At 41.7% G+C, this 21,932-nt stretch carries 21 protein-coding genes; 17 read left to right on the top strand and 4 right to left on the bottom strand.

All coding sequences use genetic code 11. From position 1 onward, the window contains the following. The first annotated feature begins 102 nt into the window (after window positions 1-102). From pulA to FLK61_RS14375, 4 genes are all read left to right on the top strand, one after another. On the top strand, window positions 103-2,193 hold the full coding sequence (gene pulA, locus FLK61_RS14390; RefSeq protein ID WP_176010086.1) for a type I pullulanase: 2,091 nt from the start codon (window positions 103-105) through the stop codon (window positions 2,191-2,193). Window positions 2,194-2,388: 195 nt separating this feature from the next. Continuing rightward, entirely contained in the window at window positions 2,389-3,186 is a 798-nt protein-coding gene (locus FLK61_RS14385; protein WP_249777602.1) for a phosphotransferase family protein, read from the top strand. A gap of 98 nt (window positions 3,187-3,284) precedes the next feature. After that, entirely contained in the window at window positions 3,285-3,929 is a 645-nt protein-coding gene (gene trmB, locus FLK61_RS14380; RefSeq protein ID WP_176010084.1) for a tRNA (guanosine(46)-N7)-methyltransferase TrmB, read from the top strand. A 14-nt stretch (window positions 3,930-3,943) separates the two neighbouring features. Then, window positions 3,944-4,795 (top strand): YtnP family quorum-quenching lactonase, encoded by an 852-nt coding sequence (locus tag FLK61_RS14375; protein WP_176010083.1) that lies wholly within the window; start codon window positions 3,944-3,946, stop codon window positions 4,793-4,795. 37 nt (window positions 4,796-4,832) lie between these two features. On the opposite strand, the gene FLK61_RS14370 is transcribed toward FLK61_RS14375, so the two are convergent. After that, the gene (locus FLK61_RS14370; protein ID WP_176010082.1) at window positions 4,833-5,153 is read right to left on the bottom strand and encodes a PepSY domain-containing protein; all 321 of its coding nucleotides are present in this window, start codon (window positions 5,151-5,153) and stop codon (window positions 4,833-4,835) included. 181 nt (window positions 5,154-5,334) lie between these two features. Here FLK61_RS14370 and FLK61_RS14365 point away from each other — a divergent pair, with 181 nt between their 5' ends. Then, the gene (locus FLK61_RS14365) at window positions 5,335-6,402 is read left to right on the top strand and encodes a M42 family metallopeptidase (RefSeq protein ID WP_176010081.1); all 1,068 of its coding nucleotides are present in this window, start codon (window positions 5,335-5,337) and stop codon (window positions 6,400-6,402) included. A 326-nt stretch (window positions 6,403-6,728) separates the two neighbouring features. Here the strand turns inward: FLK61_RS14365 and FLK61_RS14360 are convergent, their stop codons facing one another. Then, window positions 6,729-7,175, bottom strand: coding sequence for a YtoQ family protein (locus tag FLK61_RS14360; RefSeq protein WP_176010080.1), 447 nt, complete (start codon window positions 7,173-7,175; stop codon window positions 6,729-6,731). A 136-nt stretch (window positions 7,176-7,311) separates the two neighbouring features. On the opposite strand from FLK61_RS14360, the gene FLK61_RS14355 reads away from it, so the two are divergent. The 9 genes from FLK61_RS14355 to murC all read left to right on the top strand — a co-directional run bounded on the left by FLK61_RS14355 (window position 7,312) and on the right by murC (window position 16,641). Beyond that, window positions 7,312-7,797 carry a hypothetical protein gene (locus tag FLK61_RS14355; protein WP_176010079.1) on the top strand — a complete coding sequence of 162 codons (486 nt, stop codon included), beginning with the start codon at window positions 7,312-7,314 and terminating at the stop codon, window positions 7,795-7,797. Between the two features lie 501 nt (window positions 7,798-8,298). Further along, window positions 8,299-9,312 (top strand): PTS sugar transporter subunit IIC, encoded by a 1,014-nt coding sequence (locus FLK61_RS14350; protein WP_176010078.1) that lies wholly within the window; start codon window positions 8,299-8,301, stop codon window positions 9,310-9,312. A 13-nt stretch (window positions 9,313-9,325) separates the two neighbouring features. Beyond that, complete coding sequence (locus tag FLK61_RS14345) at window positions 9,326-9,637, top strand: thioredoxin family protein (RefSeq protein WP_176010077.1); 312 nt, start codon at window positions 9,326-9,328, stop codon at window positions 9,635-9,637. A gap of 35 nt (window positions 9,638-9,672) precedes the next feature. Continuing rightward, window positions 9,673-10,482, top strand: coding sequence for a DUF1444 family protein (locus FLK61_RS14340; protein ID WP_176010076.1), 810 nt, complete (start codon window positions 9,673-9,675; stop codon window positions 10,480-10,482). Window positions 10,483-10,612: 130 nt separating this feature from the next. Beyond that, the gene (locus FLK61_RS20245; RefSeq protein ID WP_283811856.1) at window positions 10,613-12,868 is read left to right on the top strand and encodes a DNA translocase FtsK; all 2,256 of its coding nucleotides are present in this window, start codon (window positions 10,613-10,615) and stop codon (window positions 12,866-12,868) included. Between the two features lie 179 nt (window positions 12,869-13,047). Then, complete coding sequence (locus FLK61_RS14330; protein ID WP_176010074.1) at window positions 13,048-13,236, top strand: hypothetical protein; 189 nt, start codon at window positions 13,048-13,050, stop codon at window positions 13,234-13,236. Window positions 13,237-13,267: 31 nt separating this feature from the next. Further along, window positions 13,268-14,380, top strand: coding sequence for a nicotinate phosphoribosyltransferase (locus tag FLK61_RS14325; protein ID WP_176010073.1), 1,113 nt, complete (start codon window positions 13,268-13,270; stop codon window positions 14,378-14,380). Between the two features lie 139 nt (window positions 14,381-14,519). After that, window positions 14,520-15,188, top strand: coding sequence for a hypothetical protein (locus FLK61_RS14320; protein ID WP_176010072.1), 669 nt, complete (start codon window positions 14,520-14,522; stop codon window positions 15,186-15,188). Window positions 15,189-15,336: 148 nt separating this feature from the next. Beyond that, entirely contained in the window at window positions 15,337-16,641 is a 1,305-nt protein-coding gene (gene murC / locus FLK61_RS14315) for a UDP-N-acetylmuramate--L-alanine ligase (protein ID WP_176010071.1), read from the top strand. Between the two features lie 36 nt (window positions 16,642-16,677). Here murC and FLK61_RS14310 read toward each other — a convergent pair whose 3' ends face one another. Further along, window positions 16,678-17,793, bottom strand: coding sequence for an aminopeptidase (locus FLK61_RS14310; RefSeq protein WP_176010070.1), 1,116 nt, complete (start codon window positions 17,791-17,793; stop codon window positions 16,678-16,680). Window positions 17,794-17,963: 170 nt separating this feature from the next. On the opposite strand from FLK61_RS14310, the gene FLK61_RS14305 reads away from it, so the two are divergent. The 3 genes from FLK61_RS14305 to ytxJ are packed head-to-tail and all read left to right on the top strand — an operon-like array spanning window position 17,964 to window position 19,172. Then, window positions 17,964-18,419: a DUF948 domain-containing protein gene (locus FLK61_RS14305; protein WP_176010069.1), complete on the top strand. Its 456-nt coding sequence runs from the start codon at window positions 17,964-17,966 to the stop codon at window positions 18,417-18,419. Further along, complete coding sequence (locus FLK61_RS14300; protein ID WP_176010068.1) at window positions 18,420-18,833, top strand: YtxH domain-containing protein; 414 nt, start codon at window positions 18,420-18,422, stop codon at window positions 18,831-18,833. Between the two features lie 15 nt (window positions 18,834-18,848). After that, a complete protein-coding gene (ytxJ, locus tag FLK61_RS14295) occupies window positions 18,849-19,172 on the top strand; it encodes a bacillithiol system redox-active protein YtxJ (protein ID WP_176010067.1) in 324 nt (107 codons plus the stop codon). Between the two features lie 450 nt (window positions 19,173-19,622). Here ytxJ and pilM read toward each other — a convergent pair whose 3' ends face one another. Then, entirely contained in the window at window positions 19,623-21,782 is a 2,160-nt protein-coding gene (gene pilM / locus FLK61_RS14290) for a pilus assembly protein PilM (protein WP_176010066.1), read from the bottom strand. Window positions 21,783-21,932: the final 150 nt, after the last annotated feature.

Below are 21,932 nucleotides of genomic sequence, written 5' to 3'. Positions count from 1 at the left end.
CCAGTAAAATCGGCTTATAAGTAGTCGCTTAGAGACAAAGCGAGTAGGGAAAGATAGATGTAGAATAAAGAACTAGACTACAAACGAGATGAGGTAATTAGTATGAGCCAAACCAAAGTATGGTTAGATGACATTCAGTTTATTACAGTTGACGCAGCAGATATCCAACGACCTTTTACTCTCACAGTTAAATCTCCAACTACTAGCTATACTGCCGCCTATCAACAAATGGTGAATGGTGGATCCTGGCTCTATTTTATTGACATAGAAGTAGATGTATCACGGGACTTAACGGTAGAAATTAATGATATCTCTTATCCCGTTTACTTAAGAGGCGTTGTCAGATCAGATGCATTTGATAAAGCATTTAGAGCGGACGATTTAGAATATGGAGCGATCCCATCAGACAGCGCAACATTGTTCCGTGTTTGGAGTCCAGTGGCTTCTTCGATAAATGTGAAAATTGATGGTGCTCGGTATGCCATGAAAAAGCTAGATCGAGGCGTGTATGAGTTTACGCTTCATAAAAACGCTCACGGAGCATCATACGTTTACGAAGCAACTATATATGGAGAAGTGGAGCAAATCGTAGACCCTTATGCAAAAGCTGTTACGACAAACAGTCTGGCAGCTGTCGTATATGATTCCACACAAGTTCGATCTCATGCGTTCGATACATCAACTAGACCAAAGGTAAGACACCTGCAAAATAGTGTGATTTACGAGTTACACGTACGAGATGCCACTATTCATCCTGATAGTGGTGTGACGCATAAAGGGAAGTATTTAGGACTGACAGAGCGCCATACTAATACTTCGGACGGCTATTCTACGGGACTTAGCTACATAAAAGAGCTAGGCGTGACGCATGTACAGCTGCTTCCACTAAACGATTTTGGGCGAGTGGATGATCTGGCACCAGATGATATGTATAACTGGGGGTACGATCCGCTTTTTTTCTTAACACCTGAAGGAAGTTATTCGACAGACCCCACTGATCCGTTTAATCGAATAATCGAACTAAAAGAAATGATCGCAGCCTTTCATCAAGAACAACTATCCATTATTGTTGATGTGGTATTTAACCACGTGTTTATTATGGAGGAATCTCCGTTTGAACAGCTCGTTCCAGGCTATTATTTCCGCTATGATCATGAAGGTCAGGTTAGCAATGGCACTGGGGTTGGCAATGATTTCGCTTCAGAAAAACGGATGGGAAGAGCGTTCATTTTGCATGCGATCGATTATTGGCTTTCGCACTATCAAGTCGATGGCTTTCGATTTGATCTTATGGGAGCAACAGATATTGAGACGATGCAACAGATTATCTCACGGTGTGAGCAGGAGCCAGAACCAGTCATGCTACTTGGGGAAGGGTGGGAGCTTGCAACAGCCCTTCCGTATGAAGAAAAAACGACAAGCTATCAATCGGAAAAAGTGCCTGGTCTTCGATTCTTTAATGATGTGTTCAGAGACACCTTAAAAGGAAATACATTCGACTTTTATGAGTATGGCTATGTGAATGGCAAAGGACGATACATTGAGAGGATGGAGCAACTGTTTAAAGGATCAAGCGATGAGTCTCTAGCATTTCCTCCATTTGTTTCGCACGTAACTCAAACGATTAATTACGTAGAAGTGCACGATAATCATACGCTTTGGGATCGAATAGATTCTGCTAATCGAAATGAAGACCTATTGGATAAGCAAGAGATGCAAAAGCTTGCGACGGCGATCACGATATTAAGTCAGGGTGTCCCGTTTATTCATGCAGGACAAGAGTTCTTTCGCACGAAAGGCGGAGATGGGAATAGCTACATCTCTGGGGATGAAGTCAACGCATTGGATTGGGAGAGACGATCACGCTTTGAAAAGGACATTGCGTTTATTCGATCGCTTTTAGAAGTAAGAAAAAAATATGATGTGTTCCGCATGCATACAAAGGCGGAGATCAATCAGCGCTTTCATCCTCTGCAAACTCCTGCACCAGTTTTTGGATTCACGTTACTTGCAAGTAAGCAGGATTTTGTCGTATACGTAAACCCAACTAAAAGAAGGTATCAAATACAATTGCCTGCAACTGGAGACTGGTCCGTTCTAGCCTCAAATAAACGAAAAGAGACTAATATCGTAGGTGAATTCTTTGAATTGGATCAATATGAATGTTTCGTTGCAAAAAAATCTCGTCTATAGTTGAACAAAAGGCAAAACTTCTTTACAATGAGATAAGGTTTCGAAAGTACAATAGTCGACAAATTTAACAAAGTGATGATGCTGTAGCGCCTTTTTATTTATGACAGATAGATGTGGAAGTTTCTTTCTATCTATATAAGTAAAGGCGCTTTAGCTACTCACCGAATGCGTGTATAAAAAATGAGGGTGAATGTAGTGGAACATTTCATGGGAGAAGGCTGGCAGCTTCGTCCTGCCGGTGGTGCGACTGGAGAGGCGTATGTTGCTGAACAGGGACAACAAAAAATATTTATAAAGCGCAACTCTTCACCTTTCTTAGCGGTTCTCTCAGCGGAAGGAATTGTTCCGAAGCTACTCTGGACAAAGCGGTTAGAAAGTGGAGATGTCATCACAGCTCAGCAGTGGGTAAATGGACGCGAGCTAAAGGCTTTGGAAATGAGAGAGAGTAGAGTGGCGAAGCTATTAGCGAAAATCCATCAATCAGGAGAGCTATTGGACATGTTTAAGCGGATGGGTAATAACCCATTAGAGCCGCGTATGATTTTGGACGCTGTAGTACAAAAGACAGCATCGTTACATTTTCGTGACTCAAAAATGGATGCTGCGTTAGCGTTTTTACAAGCAGAGCTTCCGAGAGTGACAACAGGAGAATATGTTGTTTGTCATGCAGATGTACATCATAATAACTGGATTGAAGATGATAAAGGTAGTCTCTTCCTTATTGATTGGGATGGTGCAGAAGTAGCTGACCCTGCTCTAGATTTAGCACCATTATTGTATGATTATATTCCGAAGGAAGAATGGGACTCCTTCTTAGCATCCTATGGTCATAGACTTACTGATAGCTTACGAGAGCGAATTACATGGTATAGAGTTGTGCAGTGTGCAGATCACGTGCTTTGGTGTCATCAAAAGCAAGATAAGGAAGGCGCCTTTAAGTGGCTTCAGGTGCTAGGAGATTTAGTGAAAAAGAAAGATGAATCATCGATTTAAGTATAATGAGTTAAAAAACGAGCCGAGCTAGCAACTATGCTAAGCTTAGCCGTTTTTTTGTGCGTCATTTACAAGCGAATAAAGGGAGAGATAGAACGATGCGACTTAGAAACAAACCATGGGCGAAAGACTTTATTAACAGTCATCCTAAAATTGTCGAGCAGAATCCAAAAGCAATTAGAGGTGCATGGAAAGAACGTTTTGGAATCGATCAACCACTCTACGTAGAGGTTGGCACTGGTAAAGGACGCTTTGTCAATGAGCTTGCAAAGGCAGAGAATGCCAATATTATTGGCGTAGAAAAATACGAGAGCGTGATTATTTCGGCAGTAGAAACAGCAGTGAATGAACCTAAAGATAATCTCGTATTCTTACAACAGGATGTAACAGAACTAACGGAATTCTTCGCTCCAAACGAAATCGATCGCCTCTATATTAATTTTACGGATCCGTGGCCTAAAAACCGTCATGCAAAGCGAAGGCTTACACATGCAGGATTTTTGGCGAAATATGAAGAAGTATTGAAGGACGGAGCCGAGATTCATTTTAAGACAGATAATCAACAGCTTTTTGAATACTCGCTTGAATCCTTAACAGAGTACGGTTTTTATGTAAAAAATGTTAGCTTAGACTTACACAATAGTGGAATGAAGAACAATATTATGACAGAGTATGAGCAAAAATTTTCGTCAAATGGCATGCGTATTTATCGGTTGGAGGCTCGGCTTCACTCGAAAAAATAAAGGTGGGATCGTGCATGGCGCAAGAGCAGTGGAAAATTAGCGAAGATACAACGTTAACGTGGTTAAATGGTGGCGTGACGCATATGGACGGAGGTGCAATGTTTGGTGTTGTTCCACGTCCGCTTTGGTCAAAAAAATACCCTGCAAATGATGCAAACCAAATTGAACTGCGGACAGATCCTATTCTCATCCAAGTAGACGGGAAGAATATCTTGCTTGAAGCAGGGATTGGGAATGGTAGATTAAATGAGAAGCAACTTCGAAACTATGGAGTGACCGAGGAGGCTTCTTTGGAAGTGGGGCTAAAAGAGCTAGGATTGACTTTAGCAGACATTGATGATGTGCTCATGACCCATATGCACTTTGACCATGCGTCAGGTCTTACGACAGAGGTAGATGGAGAGAGAAAGCCGGCCTTTCCTAACGCGACGATTTGGGTGCAGGAAATTGAATGGGAAGAGATGCGTAATCCAAATATACGTTCTAAAAATACGTATTTTAAAGAGAACTGGGATGCTATTGCACACCAAGTAAAAACGTTTAATAGTGAGCATGAGATCGTACCAGGTGTTAAACAATTACATACGGGTGGGCATAGCGCAGGTCATAGCATCATTCACATTACACGTGGTGAGAGAGATATTTGGCACTTTGCGGACATTATGCCAACTCATGCGCATCAAAATGTTCTCTGGGTACTCGCGTACGACGACTATCCAATGGATTCTATTGAAAAAAAGCAGCAATTTGTGGCGCCAGCTATTCAGAATGAGGATTGGATTATGTTTTATCACGATTATAAGTATCGTGCGTTACGATTTAGTCAAGACGGAAAAGAAATAATTGATTCGCTTTTAAAAGAATAGAAAAACGGATGGAGGCTGATGCTTCCATCCGTTTTTATTAGTCTTGTTTTTTAAAGGTTAAAATAGTTCCAGTTTCTGCATCTACATAAAATTCATAGGCAGAGACTTGGCCATCCTCTTCGGCAAGTGTGATTCCACCGCGATACACATCATACATGAGGTGATCACTTTCGTGCTGTTCTGTGATCATATGTACCCACGAGCCTTCGACGGTACCTAATTCATTTGCTTTTTTCTTTACTAGCTTTAGCGCTTTTTCAGGCGATAGCTTTGACTCCGATTTATCTAACGTGCTTTTTGCGATCATGGTTACTGCTACACCGGCTCCTACGCCAGCAGCAAAACGCTTCCAACTCATACAAAACACCCTCTCTTCGTTCACATATTCTGTCTACAGTATAGCGAATTATGAGAAGAATGCCAATGATTGAGCAATACTTTTATTTGAGTGATAAATTTCGGTTTCCGAAAAAAGTGGCGAGTTATTAAAAAATTCGTTAAACTAGTAGGGAATGTAATTTAACAGAGGAGTGGAAGCAATGAATCAGGATACGTATTCGATGTTTGAAACATTAACAGGCTTGCCTGGTGCTCCCGGGTTTGAGCATCAAGTTAGACGATATGTCAAAGGTGAATTAGAGAAATATAGCGATGAGATCATTCAAGACCGTCTAGGCAGCGTGTTTGGCGTTAAAAAAGGTGATGGACCAAAAGTCATGGTAGCAGGTCACATGGACGAAGTTGGGTTTATGGTGACGCATATTGATGAAAAAGGTCTTATTCATTTCCAAACACTCGGTGGCTGGTGGTCTCAAGTGTTACTTGCGCAACGACTACATATCATTACAGATAATGGCCCAGTCTTGGGTGTTATAGGATCAATCCCTCCACATTTATTAGACGAAGCGAAGCGTAACAAGCCGATGGAGATTAAGAATATGTACGTGGACATTGGAGCGGACGATAAAGAGGATGCCATTCGTGCCGGTGTAAAGCCAGGTCAACAAATCGTTCCTATTTGCCCAATGGAAAAGATGGCGAACGAGAAAAAAATTATGGCAAAAGCATGGGATAACAGGTACGGTGTTGGACTTGCCATCGAGCTCTTAAAAGAGCTTCACGGTGAGACGCTACCAAATACGCTATATTCTGGTGCTACTGTACAAGAAGAAGTTGGGCTACGTGGAGCACAGACGGCAGCTAACTTAATTAAGCCAGATATTTTTTATGCGTTAGATGCAAGCCCAGCTAACGATGCTACGGGTGGTAAAGACGCATTCGGTAAGCTTGGACATGGAGCGTTATTGCGCATTTTAGACCGTACGATGGTGACACATAGAGGAATGCGTGAGTTTATCTTAGATACGGCTGAATCGAACAATATTCCTTATCAATTCTTTGTCTCACAAGGCGGAACGGACGCTGGTCGCGTGCATATGTCAAACAGTGGTGTTCCTTCAGCGGTAATCGGGATTTGCTCGAGATATATTCATACAGCAGCATCGATTATTCACGTGGATGATTACGCAGCGGCGAAAGAGCTAATAAAAACACTTGTTAAAAATACAGATAAAACGACGTTGGCGAGCATTCGCGATAACGTATAAGTTTTTTGAGGCTGGGGCTGGGACAAAGGTGATGGTGATTACCTTGTCCCGGTCTTTTTTTCGTGCAAGGAAATGGAGAAAAGGATGAGTTATCCGTTGGTGGTGTGCGGTTATCCGGGAACGGGGCACGGTAATCCGTTCATGGCGTGCAGTTATCCCAAAACGAAGCTCGGTTATCACAAAGTCACGTGTAGCAGTTCGTAGTCACCCGTATACCAGCTCTCTTAATATACGCTCAACATTTCATGCATAAAAAAGAACCGACATGTTGCATCGGTTCCTTAAATATGATGTAACATACTGTATATCTTAACCTCTTCACTTCGTTATTCTGTCGCAAAAATATAGGCCAGAGCTTCTAGAGCCTGATCCACATCAGTTACAGTAACTTGAGCTCGCTCAGAGATCTCTTTTAGAGGATGGTGCAACTCTTCTGGTCTTACTAAAATAAGTGGCTTATTGAGGGAGATGGCATTTCCTGCATCAAGCGCACTATTCCACTGCTTATACGATTCTCCAAATAATGCAATGACAACATCGGCTTTTTGCATGAGGACCCTAGTTCGCAAATTATTAAACTGAGATGCAACATCATCTTTTATTATCGCATTAGGTTGCTTGCCTAATATTTCTTCTCCAATATTATCGGAACGATCGTGGTTTTCCATTGGTCCAACAAAGGTTATTGGTAGATTTTTTTGGGATGCTTTGTCTTTCAGTTTTTTTCTCCAGTCATCGTGAATTTGTCCTGCTAAATAAACGGTTAGTTCCATTTTTAGTGCCTCCTATGACATAGTCCTTATTTTTTACCCGTTAATTGTAAGAAAAAAACATCAGTTTTTTATAAAATACGGACACAGGGCTAATTGTTTTATGATATGCTATTGTTTGACGAAGGGAGTGTTATTCGTGCTAAGACTATTTCCTTTGCTTTTAATCACGTTTTTTTTAGTCGGTTGTGACATGGGGAACGAGCAAGCCTTAAACGAAGTTGTACAGGCGCTAGAAGCAAATTTAGACGAAGAACCACAAACAACGACAACTAGACATCATCACCTTAACTTGTACTTGCCTGAAGACGCAACGGTGGAAGAAATAGATGAACAAACGTATATGCTTACAATGAGCGAGAACGTGTATATCTTATTTTTAGATTCACCAGTTGAGGATCAATTGATAAACGAAGACTTTAGTACGGACGAAGCTCCTGTTATTGCTGAACTTGGTTCTGCCGATCGAACAGGAAAGCTAGTCGTAAATCCTTTTGATAAAGAAACGTACGAGGTAGTCGTCAATATTGATACCGTCTCTTTGATGAGTGTGATGCATGCTACAGAGATGAAAGATGAAACGACGCTGATGCTTGATATTGTCAAATCTGTTCAAAAAAAATAGCCGTTACCCTTTTAATGTGGAAAAGGGGGGCGGCTATTTTGTATGTTGTTTGGAGAGAAGTGCGGGGGACAGTTGGGAATAGTAATTGCGTGTAGTCACGTGCTTGTAGCAAACGAAGAGCTGAGTGACGCACTGGATAGATGCTTTGATGCAAACCTTTATAGAGTGAAGCAAAGTCTTTATGAATAGGGAGTAAAGCTCTAAGCCAACTGGCCCTTGGGCAATTGAGAGTAAAGAATCTTTATCTTAGACAAAGTGAGTCAGATAAGCGATCTAATAAGCAGACATAAAAATCTTCTAGCAGTTTTGGGGAAGTATGCTATTATAGTCAGTGAAAGGGTTATCATTGTGAAATGTTGAGCAAATGAACTTCATCAAAATTCCGTTTGCTGATCTAACTTACTGCTTTGCTTCATACATACAACCAACTATCAGCAACTTCATTTTCTATCAAAACACAAAAAAACCCAATCACAATTCAATAGTGAAGGGAGTTCGTACATGAAAGCATTTTTAGATAAAAAAGGAATAACACCATCAGTCCAGAATTACATTATTCAGCCTCTAAGTTTTATGGCATTAGGTCTTTTTTCTTCCCTTATTATCGGACTGATCTTGCAAACGATTGGTAATTCATTTGAGCCTCTTGGATTTTTAACGTCCATTGGTCAAACTGCGATGAGCTTAGCTGGACCAGCTATTGGTGTAGCGATTGCCTACGGACTTAAAGCGCCACGCCTTGTCTTATTTGCCTGTGTGTTTAGCGGAGCGGTGGGCTATGAGCTGGCTGGGCCAGTTGGGAGCTTTTTAGCAGCACTCGTTTCGACCGAGATTGGTAAGGTCGTCTCGGAGGAAACAAAGGTGGACATCATTGTGACGCCTTTCACAACCATCTTAACAGGTGCAATGACTGCGTATACGGTAGGACCACCGATAGGCGCAGCATTAACAAGCTTTGGGAGCTTTATTATGTGGGCGACGGATCAGCAACCATTTTTGATGGGAATTTTAGTTGCCGTCTTAATGGGACTCGCGTTAACGGCTCCAATTTCTAGCGCGGGCATTGCAATTATTCTTCAATTAGAGGGGCTTGCGGCCGGAGCTGCGACTGTTGGATGTGCTGCGCAAATGATTGGATTTGCAAGTGCGAGCTTCAGAGAGAATAGGTGGTCGGGACTAATCGCCTTAGGTGTTGGAACCTCCATGCTTCAAATTGCAAACATCGTGAAGAATCCTCGTATCCTCATTCCTCCGACGTTAGCAGCTGTCATCATTGGACCGATTGCTACAACCGTCTTTGTGATGCAAAACAGTCCTGAAGGAGCTGGGATGGGCACGAGTGGATTTGTTGGACAAATTATGACGATTAACACAATGGGAGGCACAGTAGATGTGTGGTTCGCCATTATTCTGTTGCATTTCCTTGCTCCAGCCGTGCTTAGTTTGCTATTCTCAGAATACATGAGAAAAAAGGGATGGATCCGATACGGAGACATGACGATCGACAAATCTTAGGAGGAATAATCAGATGAAAAAAATTGAATCAATCGAACAGTTAGAAAAAATAAAGCAAGAGGAGAATGCGGTCTTCTTATTTACTGCAGGCTGGTGCCCGGACTGTACGTTTATTGAACCGTTTTTACCAGAGCTTGAAGAGAAGCATTCAGATAAAGCATTTTACTCCATAAACCGTGATGAATTCATTGAAGTATGTCAAGACATGGACATTTTCGGAATTCCTAGTTTTGTCGTATTTAAAGATGGCAAAGAAGTAGACCGATTTGTTTCAAAAGACAGAAAGACGAAAGAAGAAATTGATTCCTTTTTACTCCAAGCATGATCGTGATACACTAAAAGAATTGGAGGGAATGACATATGAAGTCTATTGAAATTAAACGTGAGCTTGAAAAGCATTTTACAGAAGAACATTTAGTTACATCATACGATCGCGATGCAGATACATTTCGTATTGTGGATACGCGTGTTGATAAAGGAATTACGGTGAGCCTTAGTAATTTATCCGATCGTTTTAAAGCGGATAAAGATGCCGCTCTTGAAGATACAGTAAGACAGCTTAAAGAAGGTATTCGTTTACTTACAGCTGTGATTGATTTGACTGGACAGGAAGAGCACATCTTCCCAATCCTTCGCACTCCTGGATTTGATAAGGAGACGAAGGACGGGAAGAAGCTTCTTTACACAGACCATACAGCTGAAACAACGATCTTTTACGCGGTTGATCACGGGCAGTCCTACTCGATGATTGATGAAGAAATGCTCGAGCGTTCAAGTAAGAGCAAAGAAGAGATTATAGAAGCTGCGACATTCAACGTACGAGCTTTGTCTACAGAGATGAAGCAGGATGAAGTAGCGGGCAATATCTTTTATTTCCTTCACAACGGAGATGGATATGATGCAAGCCGCATTTTAAATGATCGCTTAGTCAAGGAGATGGCGGATAAGGTGGAAGGAGAGCTTGCAGTAGCTGTACCTCACCACGACGTGTTAATATTCGCCGATATTCGAAATGAGGTTGGTTTTGACGTGTTAGGTCAGATGACCTTCCAATTTTTCTCCGAAGGTCGAGTGCCATTAACTGCACTTCCTCTTATGTATAAAGACGGAGAATTCGAGCCAGTATTTATTCTTGCTCAAAAGAAACCATCATCTAAACCAATTGACTGATGAAATTTTAGCTCAAGTTAAGTAGAATAGAAGCAGAGGAAAAAAAGGTGGCTGGAAGCCGGTAGATATACCACGGTTCTTCCCAGCGCCTTTTTTTTATTCGTAAATTTTAAATTAGGTGATGATAAAGATGAAAGAAAAGTCCGTGTTTTCTTATATACATAAAATGAAGGATTGGATGTTTAATCAAGAAGGAGAGGAGACGTATGAGGCTCCTCCTACAGCACGTAAGAAACCCAAGGAGCCCTACGTTGAGCAGGAAGTAAAGATGCAGCACTACTATCCGAAGAACACGTTGAGGGGTCAAGAGAAACCAGAACGCCAAGAGCGCTCTACTAGTAAGAAGGTAGAGAAGGCACGCCCAAAGAAGCATGCTGATACGTCGACGGAGCGACCTAAGTTCCAAGGACAGAATTTTAAAGTGCAGGAGATACCGAGGCAATTGTATCGCCCCGAGGATCGGAAGCTGGAACGAGCGCGGTTAGCAAGAGAAGTACAACAGGAATATACAGCGCCAAAAGATAACGAAGAAGAGAAGGTTGTACAAACATACCAGGTAAACGAGGAGCAAATTAGTGAGGAGTTGACCTCACATCAATCAGATGACCCCGTCATTGTAGATGTGGAAGAGGTGAAGGAGGATAACTATAAGCAAGAAGAACTGATGGAAGTAACTCCAGAACCTTTAAAAGCTACTCTTTTTGAAGAAGAGTCGGTAGAGAGGCTTGAGGACCGGTCGGAAAAGCAGCCACAGAATGTTGAGGATAAAGAAGAACGTTATTTAGCGGAGCCGACACACGAAGATGCTCCGGCAACACCATTCGTCGAAGAAGTACCAAAACAACATGTTAAAAGAGAGAAAGAGCAGGAGCAATCTCACTATGATAGAGGCTTAGTGTACAATCCAGCCGTTGTTTCTAACATGGAAAAGAAGAAGGGGCAGGTTCCGTTTAATGTCATGATGAAGCAAACGGATAAAAAGCATTATGAAAAACGGAAGCACGAGCAAGAAGCGAGCTACATGTACCCGGCAATTCAGCTCTTAGCTATTCCAGAGCGTCCGAATGATGATGATGCAGGCTGGGTAACGGAGATGGAGCAACAGCTAAATGAGACCTTCCAATACTTTAATGTGAAGGCGCGTGTCGTGCATAAGACGAAGGGCCCAAGTGTGACGCGCTTTGAAGTGCAGCCAGAGCCAGGCGTTAAAATTAATAAGATTGTACAACTAACGGATGATATTAAGCGTGCTCTTGCGGCGACGGAAATTCGATTAGAGGCGCCGATTCCAGGTAAAACAACCGTTGGAATAGAGGTGCCAAATAAGCAAGCAACGCCAGTGTCGCTAAGGTCGATTTTACATAGTGGGGCGTTCAAAAAGGCAGAATCTCCACTTACGGTCGCTTTAGGGATGGATATAGCTGGTCAACCAATTGTAACGGATTTAGCCTCCATGCCGCATGGCTTGATTGCAGGCACAACAGGCTCTGGTAAAAGTGTTGCTGTTAACTCAATGTTAACAAGTATATTATATAAGTCCTCTCCGAAAGAGGTAAGGCTGTTACTAATTGACCCGAAGATGGTGGAGCTCGCGCCATTTAACGCTGTCCCACACTTAGCGGCACCAGTTATTACGGATGCAAAAGAGGCGACGCTTGCACTAAAATGGGCAGTCGAAGAAATGGACCATCGCTATGAGCTATTTGCGAAGCGTGGAGCACGAGATTTAAATAGATACAATAAAAAGATGGAAGAGGACGGTTTAGCCAAGCTTCCAAAGCTCGTCATTGTTGTAGATGAGCTTGCTGATTTGATGATGGTAGCGGCACAAGAGGTGGAGGACGCGATTTGCCGAATTGCTCAAAAGGCGCGTGCGTGCGGTATTCACCTTTTAGTTGCAACACAGCGCCCATCTGTTGACGTCATTACTGGACTGATTAAAGCAAATATTCCTACGCGAATTGCTTTTTCCGTTTCATCCTCAGCTGATTCTAGAACGATCTTAGATAGCGGTGGTGCCGAGCGTCTTTTAGGGAAAGGCGACATGCTCTTTATGCATAATAGCAGTCCTAAGCCAGTACGCATTCAAGGCACCTATGTATCGGACGATGAAATAGATCGTGTTATTGATTATGTGAGTAAATCACCTCACCCAGGTTTTCTATTCGAAAAAGAGCAATTGACGGAGGCGGCTTTGACAAATGATGTTGACGAGCTTTTTGAGGAGGCTGTTGAATTTGTGAGAGAGCAACAGGTAGCATCTGCATCGCTCCTGCAACGAAACTTCCGTTTAGGGTATAATCGTGCGGCAAGATTGATTGATGATATGGAGGCGCGTGGTATCGTCTCCGGAGCACGTGGCAGTAAGCCGAGAGATGTTCTCTAAAGAATGGTTAAAAGAGTAAAGGAAGGGTAATAAGTAAAAAGACTACACAGTTCGTTTTATTTTGTATACAATATGTTAATAGCGACTGTTTAGTCTCTATAGAAGAATTAGATAAGGGCCCGTGATCGTGTACGAGAGGTACTAGAATATGATTGAACAAAACCTAGGAGGGATGTTCCATGCAACAGATTTCTTTGGGTTATTTGGTTCAACACGTATCTCCAGAACTAATGCATCTGTTAACTCAAGACGAGCGCTCTCAAAACGTCGTTTTACGTAACGGCATGACTAGCGTTAATCAAGAGGATGTAATGGAGATCATGGAAGCAGTTATACAAGAGCACTCTAAGAAAGCCCTTTATCACTAAAGTACAGGTCCAAAACAAGGAGATTCTACTAATGAAAGAAATTCAACTGAAGCTGCAAGGCGACATTAAGCGGCTAACGAATAAAACATTTAAATTTGATGAGCGAGTAGGCGAAGGCTGGTTTTCTGCCGTTTACTTTTTAAAGACGAAAAAAATAGCAGAAAACTTAAAGCCTGATAATATCGTCACGATGCAATTTTTCCAGAAAAATCATGCTGTGCTATGTGGCACGGACGAAGTGATTGCTCTGCTTGAGGAATTTGCGATCCGTCCAGAGGAGCTTGAAATTCACTCACTTGAAGATGGAGATAAAGTCGAACCTTTCGAGACAGTCTTGACGATTACTGGCCCTTATCAACATTTTGGCTTTTTAGAAGGTGTCATCGACGGTATTTTAGCTCGCCGCTCTTCTGTAGCAACAAACGTATATGAAGTTGTAAAAGCCGCAAAGTCGTCTGGTAAAGAGAAGCCCGTCATATTTATGGGCGATCGTGACGATCACTTTACGATGCAGGCTGGTGATGGATACGCTGCGTTTATTGGTGGTTCAAAAGCACAAGCTACTCATGCGATGAATGAGTGGTGGGGCAAGCAAGGAATGGGTACGATGCCTCATGCGCTTATCCAGCTATTCGAAGGTGATGTAGTCGAAGCTTCACGCGCTTATAAAGAAACGTTCCCTGAAGACGGTCTTATGGCGCTAGTTGATTACAACAACGATGTGATAACGGACTCCCTTAAGGTAGCTCGAGAGTTTGGTGAAGAGCTTGGTGGAGTGCGTATAGATACATCAAACAACATGATTGATGCTTATTTCACTCGTCATCCAGAAGTTTTAGGAACGTTTGATCCTAGAGGAGTTAATCCGGAGCTTCTTTTTGCTCTTCGTCGAGCATTAGATGAGGAAGGATTCAATCATGTAAAAATTGTTGCCTCAGGCGGATTTGATGCGGAACGTATTGCCAAATACGAAAAAATTGGTGCACCTGTCGATATGTACGGTGTAGGTAGCAGCTTACTCAAAATTCACATTGGTTTTACAGGTGATAATGTGATGCTTAACGGCAAACCGCAGGCGAAAGAAGGTCGGAAATATCGACCTAACCCAAGACTTCAAAAGATTGAATTTGTATCTGCTACGTAAGTTCGCAGATAGTCATACATGGATATACGCTAAATTTGGAGATGAATAATCGTTGTCTCCTACACGTTGCAAAAGACTGGGACACGCTATTTTTAGTGTAGTTCCAGTCTTTTGCCTATGTTTAAAGAAAGGAGAAAGAATGGTGAAACGGAAAGCCAATTTTTTAATCGACTTTGAACAAGTAAAACATGATCGGCAATCAGGCTTCGACACAGCAGCTCACAGGTTATATGAGTCTCTATTTGAATCCCTGCTTACAGAAGTCAATATGAGAGAAAAAGTTCGTGCGAAGCACCTCTTTAAACAGTTAGCGGATGTTGGCGAAGAAGTAAATCTTCATGGAGATTTGCAGAGACATTTTGAACATTGGTTATTATTCGACTATATTACGACTATAGGATCAAGGCCTTTTGACTTATATATTCGAAAGCATAAAGAAGTGTTTTCGAAGGAAGAATTAATGGTAGCTAGTTTTTTTATGTTGGCGCATTTAACTCCAATTCGGATCGTGCGAGGAGAATCCTCTGATGTGGAGTATTATGTAGCAACAGATGAGACAAAGCAGATAAAAAGAGCAAACCGATTTTATTGTGATGACAATTGGGAATCACACTCTCTGGTGTTTGTCAGATCAATTAAAATTGGATTTAACAATTATGTAATGGGCCCATCCCTTACAATCAACAGAGTACATGAACCAGCAGTGATGAGAATGCTAAAACAGCACGTGCGAGCTGGAGATAATCAACTACATCGATTCTTAAAAGAATCTGGTGTGACGATGCTACGCTATCAATTGGTGAATTAACGGAAATGGAACGGGACGTCCGTTATATAGATGTATGGCGATCTATTTGGTATACTAATGGAATGGAAACGTTGACGATTTAGGTTGACATACATATACTATGTCAATTAATGTGTAACATTAGAAGAAGAACGCGGAGGTTCTAAGCATGACAGATTATCATTTCATTGGAATAAAAGGATCTGGGATGAGCGCACTAGCGCAAATTCTTAGTGACATGAAACATGGTGTACAAGGCTCAGACGTAGAGAAAGTATTCTTTACGCAACTTCCTTTAGAAAAGCGTGGTATTCCTATCCACCCCTTTTTAGGAACAAATATTTCGGAGAATCAAACGCTCATTCACTCTCCTGCCTATAGTGTCGACAATAATGTCGAAATGCAAATGGCTCAAGAAAAAGAGATGACAGTTCATTCTTATCCTGATTTTTTAGGAGAATTTATTCAACAATTTACAAGTATTGCTGTCACAGGGTCGCATGGTAAAACAACGACAACTGGACTACTGTCACACGTATTAGGTGGAGCTAGACCAACCTCTTACTTAATTGGAGACGGTACTGGTAAAGGTCATCCGGAAAGTGACTTTTTTGTATTTGAAGCTTGTGAATATCGTCGTCACTTTTTAAATTACCACCCAGACTATGCGATTATGACAAACATTGATTTTGATCATCCGGACTATTTTAAAAATGTCGAGGATGTTTTTGACGCGTTTCAATCAATGGCTATGCAAGTAAAGAAAGCGATTGTTGCTTGTGGAGACGATGAGCACTTACAGCACATAGCTGCTAATGTGCCTGTCCTTTACTACGGATTATCAGAGCAAAATGATTTTTACGCAAAGGATATTCGTACAGATCATGAAGGCACGCACTTTGATGTGTATGTAAGAAGCGCTTTTTATGGCTCCTTCACGATCCCTGGTTACGGAAATCATCATATTTTAAATGCTCTCGGTGTCATTGCTATCTGTCACTATGAAGAAATAGAGTTAGATAAAATTCAAGCACAGCTTAAAACATTTGCAGGCGTAAAGCGTCGTTTTACCGAAAAGCAAGTAGGCGCTCAAATTTTAATCGATGATTATGCACATCATCCGACTGAAATCTCGGCTACGATTGAATCGGTAAAAAAGAAGTATGTAGGTAAAGAGGTCATTGCAGTCTTCCAACCGCATACATTCTCCCGTACAAAAACATTCTTAGATGCATTTGCGAAAAGCTTAGGAGAAGCAGATCACGTTTATTTATGTGATATTTTCTCTTCTGCTCGTGAAAAGAGTAGTCAGCTGACTATTGAAGACCTCCAAAGCAGAATCGATGGAGCGAAGCTGATCCGTGAGGACGCAACGTCTATCCTTCAAAGTCATGAAGATAGCGTTATTGTCTTTATGGGTGCTGGTGATGTACAAAAGTTCCAAAAGGCGTATGAAGCAACGTGCGCAGTATAAAAAAGCGAGAGGGATGATCATCCCTCTCGCTTTTTCTTATTTTAAGTTTTCTGGATTAAGCTGTTGCAAGTCTTCCGTAACAAAGCGGCCATTTTCACGAATCAACGTATCGTCAAAATAGATGTTTCCGCCACCGTATTCAGGGCGCTGAATGTTAACGATATCCCAGTGTATTGCGGAATCATTGCCATTGTACGCATTATCATAGGCTTGTCCCGGAGTAAAGTGGAAGCTTCCGTCGATCTTTTCGTCGAATAGAATATCCTTCATTGGGTGAAGAATATAAGGGTTAACGCCAATCGCAAATTCGCCAATATAGCGAGCACCTTCGTCTGTATCAAGAATTTCATTTAGCTTCTTCGTATCAGATGATGTCGCTTCAATAATTTTGCCGTCTTTAAACGTTAACGAAATATTTTCAAACGTCGTTCCTTGGTAAGGGGAAGCTGTGTTATACGTAATCGTTCCATTGATAGAATCGCGCACCGGCGCTGTGTATACTTCTCCGTCTGGGATATTTAACTTACCCGCACATTTGATTGCTGGGATATCTTTAATAGAAAAAGTAATGTCGGTACCAACACCTGTTAAACGTACTTTATCTGTCTGATTCATCCTATCAACAAGTGCATCCATAGCCTGATCCATTTTCGCGTAGTCAAGGTTACATACGTTAAAATAGAAGTCCTCGAAGGCTTCCGTACTCATCTTAGCTAGCTGCGCCATCGAATCAGTTGGGTATCTAAGCACGACCCACTTCGTTTTAGGTACGCGAATTTTGCGGTGAACTTCTGTACCTACTGTTTGTTGATGCAGTGCCATTTTATCTGATGGGACATCAGATAATTCATTAATGTTATCTCCTGCTCGAAGACCTATGTATGCATCCATCTGCTCCATGACATGCGCTTCAAAATTAGCAGTTGCCTCTTGTTGCTCTTTCGTCGCACCCATTAAGATTGAACGGTTTATATCGTGTTCTTTTAGGGAAACAAATGGAATAGCTCCTACATCGTAGGCTTCTTTAACAAGAGCTTTTACTAATTCTTTCTGGACACCAAAGTTTTCAATTAAGATTTTTTCACCAGGCTTCATCTCTGTTGAGTACCTGATCAGGTTACGTGCTAAAGTCGTAATTCTTGGGTCTCTCATGGCATATGCCTCCTCTAATCTTTGTACGACTTTATTTTACACGGACATGATTAATAAATCTACTTCGTGTATCTAAATAAAGTCTTTGAGAAGCACTTTGACAAACGATGGCGAATCCTGTTCAATAAGTATAGAGACTACAATTATCGAAACTAAAGGAGGAACAAATCATGGAATGGTTACTCTACGTAAGCATCTTTATCATCGCAATAGCATTTGTCATACTAGTTGTCTCCGTCATTCAAACGTTAACATCCGTTAAAAAGACATTAGGCAGCGTGTCTCAAACGGTAGACGATTTAAAAACGCAGGTAGATGGTATTACAAAAGAATCGCAAAACCTTGTACATAAAACGAATGCATTAGCGGAAGACCTTCAGCATAAATCTGAAGAGTTAAACTCCGTATTTTACGCTGCAAGAGAATTAGGTAACTCTTTTCAACATATGAATCAGTCAGTAAAGCGCGTATCAGACTCTGTCTCACGTAAGGCCGATGAGCAGTCTGAGAACGTTGCTAAGGCTGTTCAATGGGGAAATGTAGCCTTAGACCTTTGGACGAAGTGGAAGCTTAAGAAAGCGGCAACTGAGGCTCAAAAGCAAGCTACTGCAAAGGAGGAAGTGTAAATGAGTGATGGAGGAATCAACACAAAAGACTTTTTCGTCGGTATGTTAGTAGGTGGTGTTATTGGAGCATCTGCAACATTCTTATCTACACCTAAATCAGGTAAGGAGCTTCGCGAGGACATCTCGGAGCAGGCAAAAGTAGCAGTGGATAAAACATCCGATTGGACGAATCAAGCAGCATCCTCAGCAAAAGAAAGTACGACTAACATGCTAGACCGTATGAAACGCTTAACAAAGTCAATGCGCAAAGATATGAAGGAGTTAACAGACTCTGCTGATTATTTATTAGATGACCTTGATGACTGGGGCGAAGACATTGCAGCCTCTGTTAGACAGGAAGTTGAAGACTTACAGCGATCCGTTGAACAACTGGTCAAAGAAGTCACAGAGCGCGAGAAGCAAAAGAATAACTAGTAGGTGGGATATAAGATGAACAAATTAGAAAGCGTGGACCAGCTAAAGAATTTATATGAGCAGACTTCCACATATGTACTGTTCAAAAACAGCCTAACTTGCCCTGTAAGCCAAGAAGCTTACCGCGAGATGGAGAAATTCGTGCAGGCACACCCTGATGTACCTTTATACTATTTAAACGTACAGGAGCTACGAGAAGGTTCTAATGATGTTGCTGAAACATTCAACATTAAGCACGAATCTCCTCAAGCCTTTGTCATTGCAGACGGTAACGTAACATGGAACGCAAGCCATTGGAATGTGACAAAGAAAAACGTAGAAAAAGCATTAGCTGAATAAATAGAAAGAGGCTGAGACAAAAGCGAATTATTTGTCTCAGCCTCTTTTTGTGGGGAATGTTATGTGTTTAACCGGAACCGGTGATTTGATTAACGGAGTTTGGGCTGCAATTAATCGGGAACGAGTCTCGATTAACCGGATAGGAGCGTCGATTAACCGGAAGCGGGCTCCGATCAACCGGATAAGAGTGCCAATTAACCGGAAACGTGCTTCGATTAATCGAGTAAGAGCGCCAATTAACCGAAAACGTGCTTCGATTAACCGGATAAGAGCGCCAATCAACCGGAAAAAAGTCTCAATTAACCGAAAGCTATGCATGTAGACGTCCTTATCTACGTCAAAAAGGAGTAACCTCTATTTTAGATGGGTTACTCCTCCTATTACTCACAACCTTTTTTAACTAAGCTCTTTTTCTCTCTAAGAACGCAAAATAGTGAGTTACACTATCTATTATACGCCACTAGATCCATTCTTCGTCGCTTCTACCCAATCAAGTCTCAGCGAATCACCATGATGAATCGAAGCCGCAAAATTAGTAACCTCATTATTTTGCAAAATAACTGGCTTCTTATTGCTATCCGAAGGTCGTTCAATATCCACCTTGGAGAAAACATCCTGAAAAATAAATGGTTCAGGCTGACGCTTTTTTAGCTTAATTCGATCTCCGTGCTTCACCTTCGTTTGATAAGAGACAGCACGCTCGTCCAAGTAGCAGTCATACAGCTCTTTCCTCAGCACAACCTTCTGATCATTAAACGTCACCGTAATTTCTCTGTCTGCATCCTCTCCGAATGCTAAGATAGCATCTTTTAGAGTGAAATCGGCTTTCTTTGTATTTTCCTCTGAAATGGATAGGGCGTCTCCAGACTTAATAAGGGAAGTTCGGGTTGCCTGAACACCATTAATAGTAATAGTTGCATGTGTAGATAGTATAATTTCTCTATCCTGCACAAATACTTTTACTGATTTACTATCAAATAGCTCTGATAGGTCAGTGACATCTGCAAGTGTTCGGGGCTTCTCCACTTCAATCACATCTCTATCACGAAGCTCATGCTGACCACTTGTCTCATGACCATTCACTCGGATACGAACAGGAATAGACCGTTTACCACCATTAATTGTTAGCATGATCGGCTCTGGATGATCAGTCACGTCATTCACGGTTGCTTTCGCATCAGCACCTTGTGTCCCTTGTTTTACTTGAAGAATATCCCCGTTATGCAAAGGAGTATCTAAAGCAACCTCTTCACCGTTTAACATAATAACTGGCAGCTCTCCGAAATGTCCAGGGATGGTTACTTTACGACCATCTACTGTCACAATCATCGCAAGACCGGGTTTTCCAGAAAGAGAAGATACGTCTACGCCACTGGCTAAAAGTCCATCTGCTACAGTAAGTTGCTTCATATCAAATAAACGAACGGTTTGCTCATTTACTTTAATACTGACATATTCGATTGGGCTTTCCTTGGCGGCAATCGCAATACCGATCGGTGTCACAAGCTCCGGCGTCGGTTCATATTCATCCTCAAACGTTAAATCCTTAATCGCATCTATGCCTCGAATCGCAACACGCGCTTCAGGTAGTGAAAGCTTCGCAGCTACTTTTCCAGGTAATGAAGGCGTTAAGCTACCGCCTCCAACTAGCATCACCGCTTTAGGAGGACGTCCGTTTAGCAAAATAATCTCTTCGCTAATTTGACTTGCTAACCGCTCAATTGCAGCATCGATTTCGCCAACTACCGCACTCGTAACCAGCTCTTGCTCCATGCCTAAAATATCTGTAACCGTTACTTCTGCTTCGGTTGACAGCTTTCTTTTTATTACTTCTGCTTCTGCAAAATCTAATAGGAAGCTATCGCTTAAAGCTTCTGTAATCTCATCTCCTGCACTAGGAACCATGCCGTATGCCGTTACCGTTCCGGACTCCGTTATTGCAATATCTGATGTGCCGGCTCCTATGTCTACTAATGCGACGTTTAATCGTCTCATAGAAGAGGGGATTAGGACGTTGATTGCAGCGATAGGCTCAAGTGTTAAGGCCTCAAGCGTTAAATCTGCGCGCTCTAATGCGGCGAGTAGTGATTCTACCACCACTTTAGGCAGAAACGTGGCAATAACCTCTACGGAGGCAATCTCCCCACGTTGGTCTATCAAGCTTCCAATCACTTCATTGTCCAATTTATAATCAACTACAGAGTATCCAACGCAATAGTCAGTAGTTTGATGATCCTTTACTAATTTAAACTGTGCCTGTTGAACAGCTTGTAATTCTAGATGCAACAGAGCTTCACGATTAAAAATAGGATGGCCTTCTATGTTCATCTCCATAGTTGCTCGTTCCGTTTTTAATGCACGTCCAGCTGCGGCTACGCAAACCTTCGTTAATTTGCCATGCTTTGCTTCTAACTTTTCTTTTACTTGAATAATCGTATCCGCGACAGCAACAACATTATGTATTTGACCATCAAGCATCGAGCGGTCTTTATGTTCGATACTTAAAACATCATGAACATGGTAGCCGCTTTCCTTCTGTTCAAGCAATAAACCTACAACAGATCGTGTGCCAATATCTAAGCCAAAAATACGTTCAGATTCATGTGACATATAGGTACCTCCAATATTTTTTTCGAAATAAAAAAATAAGAAATGCCTTCAGGTAGGCATTGTAAGCGTATTTTTATCACTTTAACGCTTAAAAGCGTCTAACTAATAAAGAAAAGTTCGTGACATCTGATTCTTTATCCTATATAATAA

The organism is Paenalkalicoccus suaedae, from assembly GCF_006965545.2.
GTDB classification, from domain to species: domain Bacteria; phylum Bacillota; class Bacilli; order Bacillales; family Salisediminibacteriaceae; genus Paenalkalicoccus; species Paenalkalicoccus suaedae.
This window is presented reverse-complemented; position numbering and strand designations above follow the sequence as displayed.

What these genes read in the sequence shown, in the direction of transcription:
- ytxJ (WP_176010067.1), top strand. Translation starts at nt 18,849, where the DNA reads ATGAACAAATTAGAAAGCGTGGACCAGCTAAAGAATTTATATGAGCAG.
- FLK61_RS14310 (WP_176010070.1), bottom strand. Translation starts at nt 17,793, where the DNA reads ATGAGAGACCCAAGAATTACGACTTTAGCACGTAACCTGATCAGGTAC.
- FLK61_RS14340 (WP_176010076.1), top strand. Translation starts at nt 9,673, where the DNA reads ATGAAGTCTATTGAAATTAAACGTGAGCTTGAAAAGCATTTTACAGAA.
- FLK61_RS14320 (WP_176010072.1), top strand. Translation starts at nt 14,520, where the DNA reads ATGGTGAAACGGAAAGCCAATTTTTTAATCGACTTTGAACAAGTAAAA.
- FLK61_RS14370 (WP_176010082.1), bottom strand. Translation starts at nt 5,153, where the DNA reads ATGAGTTGGAAGCGTTTTGCTGCTGGCGTAGGAGCCGGTGTAGCAGTA.
- pulA (WP_176010086.1), top strand. Translation starts at nt 103, where the DNA reads ATGAGCCAAACCAAAGTATGGTTAGATGACATTCAGTTTATTACAGTT.
- FLK61_RS14375 (WP_176010083.1), top strand. Translation starts at nt 3,944, where the DNA reads ATGGCGCAAGAGCAGTGGAAAATTAGCGAAGATACAACGTTAACGTGG.
- FLK61_RS14350 (WP_176010078.1), top strand. Translation starts at nt 8,299, where the DNA reads ATGAAAGCATTTTTAGATAAAAAAGGAATAACACCATCAGTCCAGAAT.
- FLK61_RS14365 (WP_176010081.1), top strand. Translation starts at nt 5,335, where the DNA reads ATGAATCAGGATACGTATTCGATGTTTGAAACATTAACAGGCTTGCCT.
- FLK61_RS14345 (WP_176010077.1), top strand. Translation starts at nt 9,326, where the DNA reads ATGAAAAAAATTGAATCAATCGAACAGTTAGAAAAAATAAAGCAAGAG.
- FLK61_RS14330 (WP_176010074.1), top strand. Translation starts at nt 13,048, where the DNA reads ATGCAACAGATTTCTTTGGGTTATTTGGTTCAACACGTATCTCCAGAA.
- pilM (WP_176010066.1), bottom strand. Translation starts at nt 21,782, where the DNA reads ATGTCACATGAATCTGAACGTATTTTTGGCTTAGATATTGGCACACGA.
- FLK61_RS20245 (WP_283811856.1), top strand. Translation starts at nt 10,613, where the DNA reads ATGAAAGAAAAGTCCGTGTTTTCTTATATACATAAAATGAAGGATTGG.
- FLK61_RS14305 (WP_176010069.1), top strand. Translation starts at nt 17,964, where the DNA reads ATGGAATGGTTACTCTACGTAAGCATCTTTATCATCGCAATAGCATTT.
- murC (WP_176010071.1), top strand. Translation starts at nt 15,337, where the DNA reads ATGACAGATTATCATTTCATTGGAATAAAAGGATCTGGGATGAGCGCA.
- FLK61_RS14360 (WP_176010080.1), bottom strand. Translation starts at nt 7,175, where the DNA reads ATGGAACTAACCGTTTATTTAGCAGGACAAATTCACGATGACTGGAGA.
- trmB (WP_176010084.1), top strand. Translation starts at nt 3,285, where the DNA reads ATGCGACTTAGAAACAAACCATGGGCGAAAGACTTTATTAACAGTCAT.
- FLK61_RS14300 (WP_176010068.1), top strand. Translation starts at nt 18,420, where the DNA reads ATGAGTGATGGAGGAATCAACACAAAAGACTTTTTCGTCGGTATGTTA.
- FLK61_RS14325 (WP_176010073.1), top strand. Translation starts at nt 13,268, where the DNA reads ATGAAAGAAATTCAACTGAAGCTGCAAGGCGACATTAAGCGGCTAACG.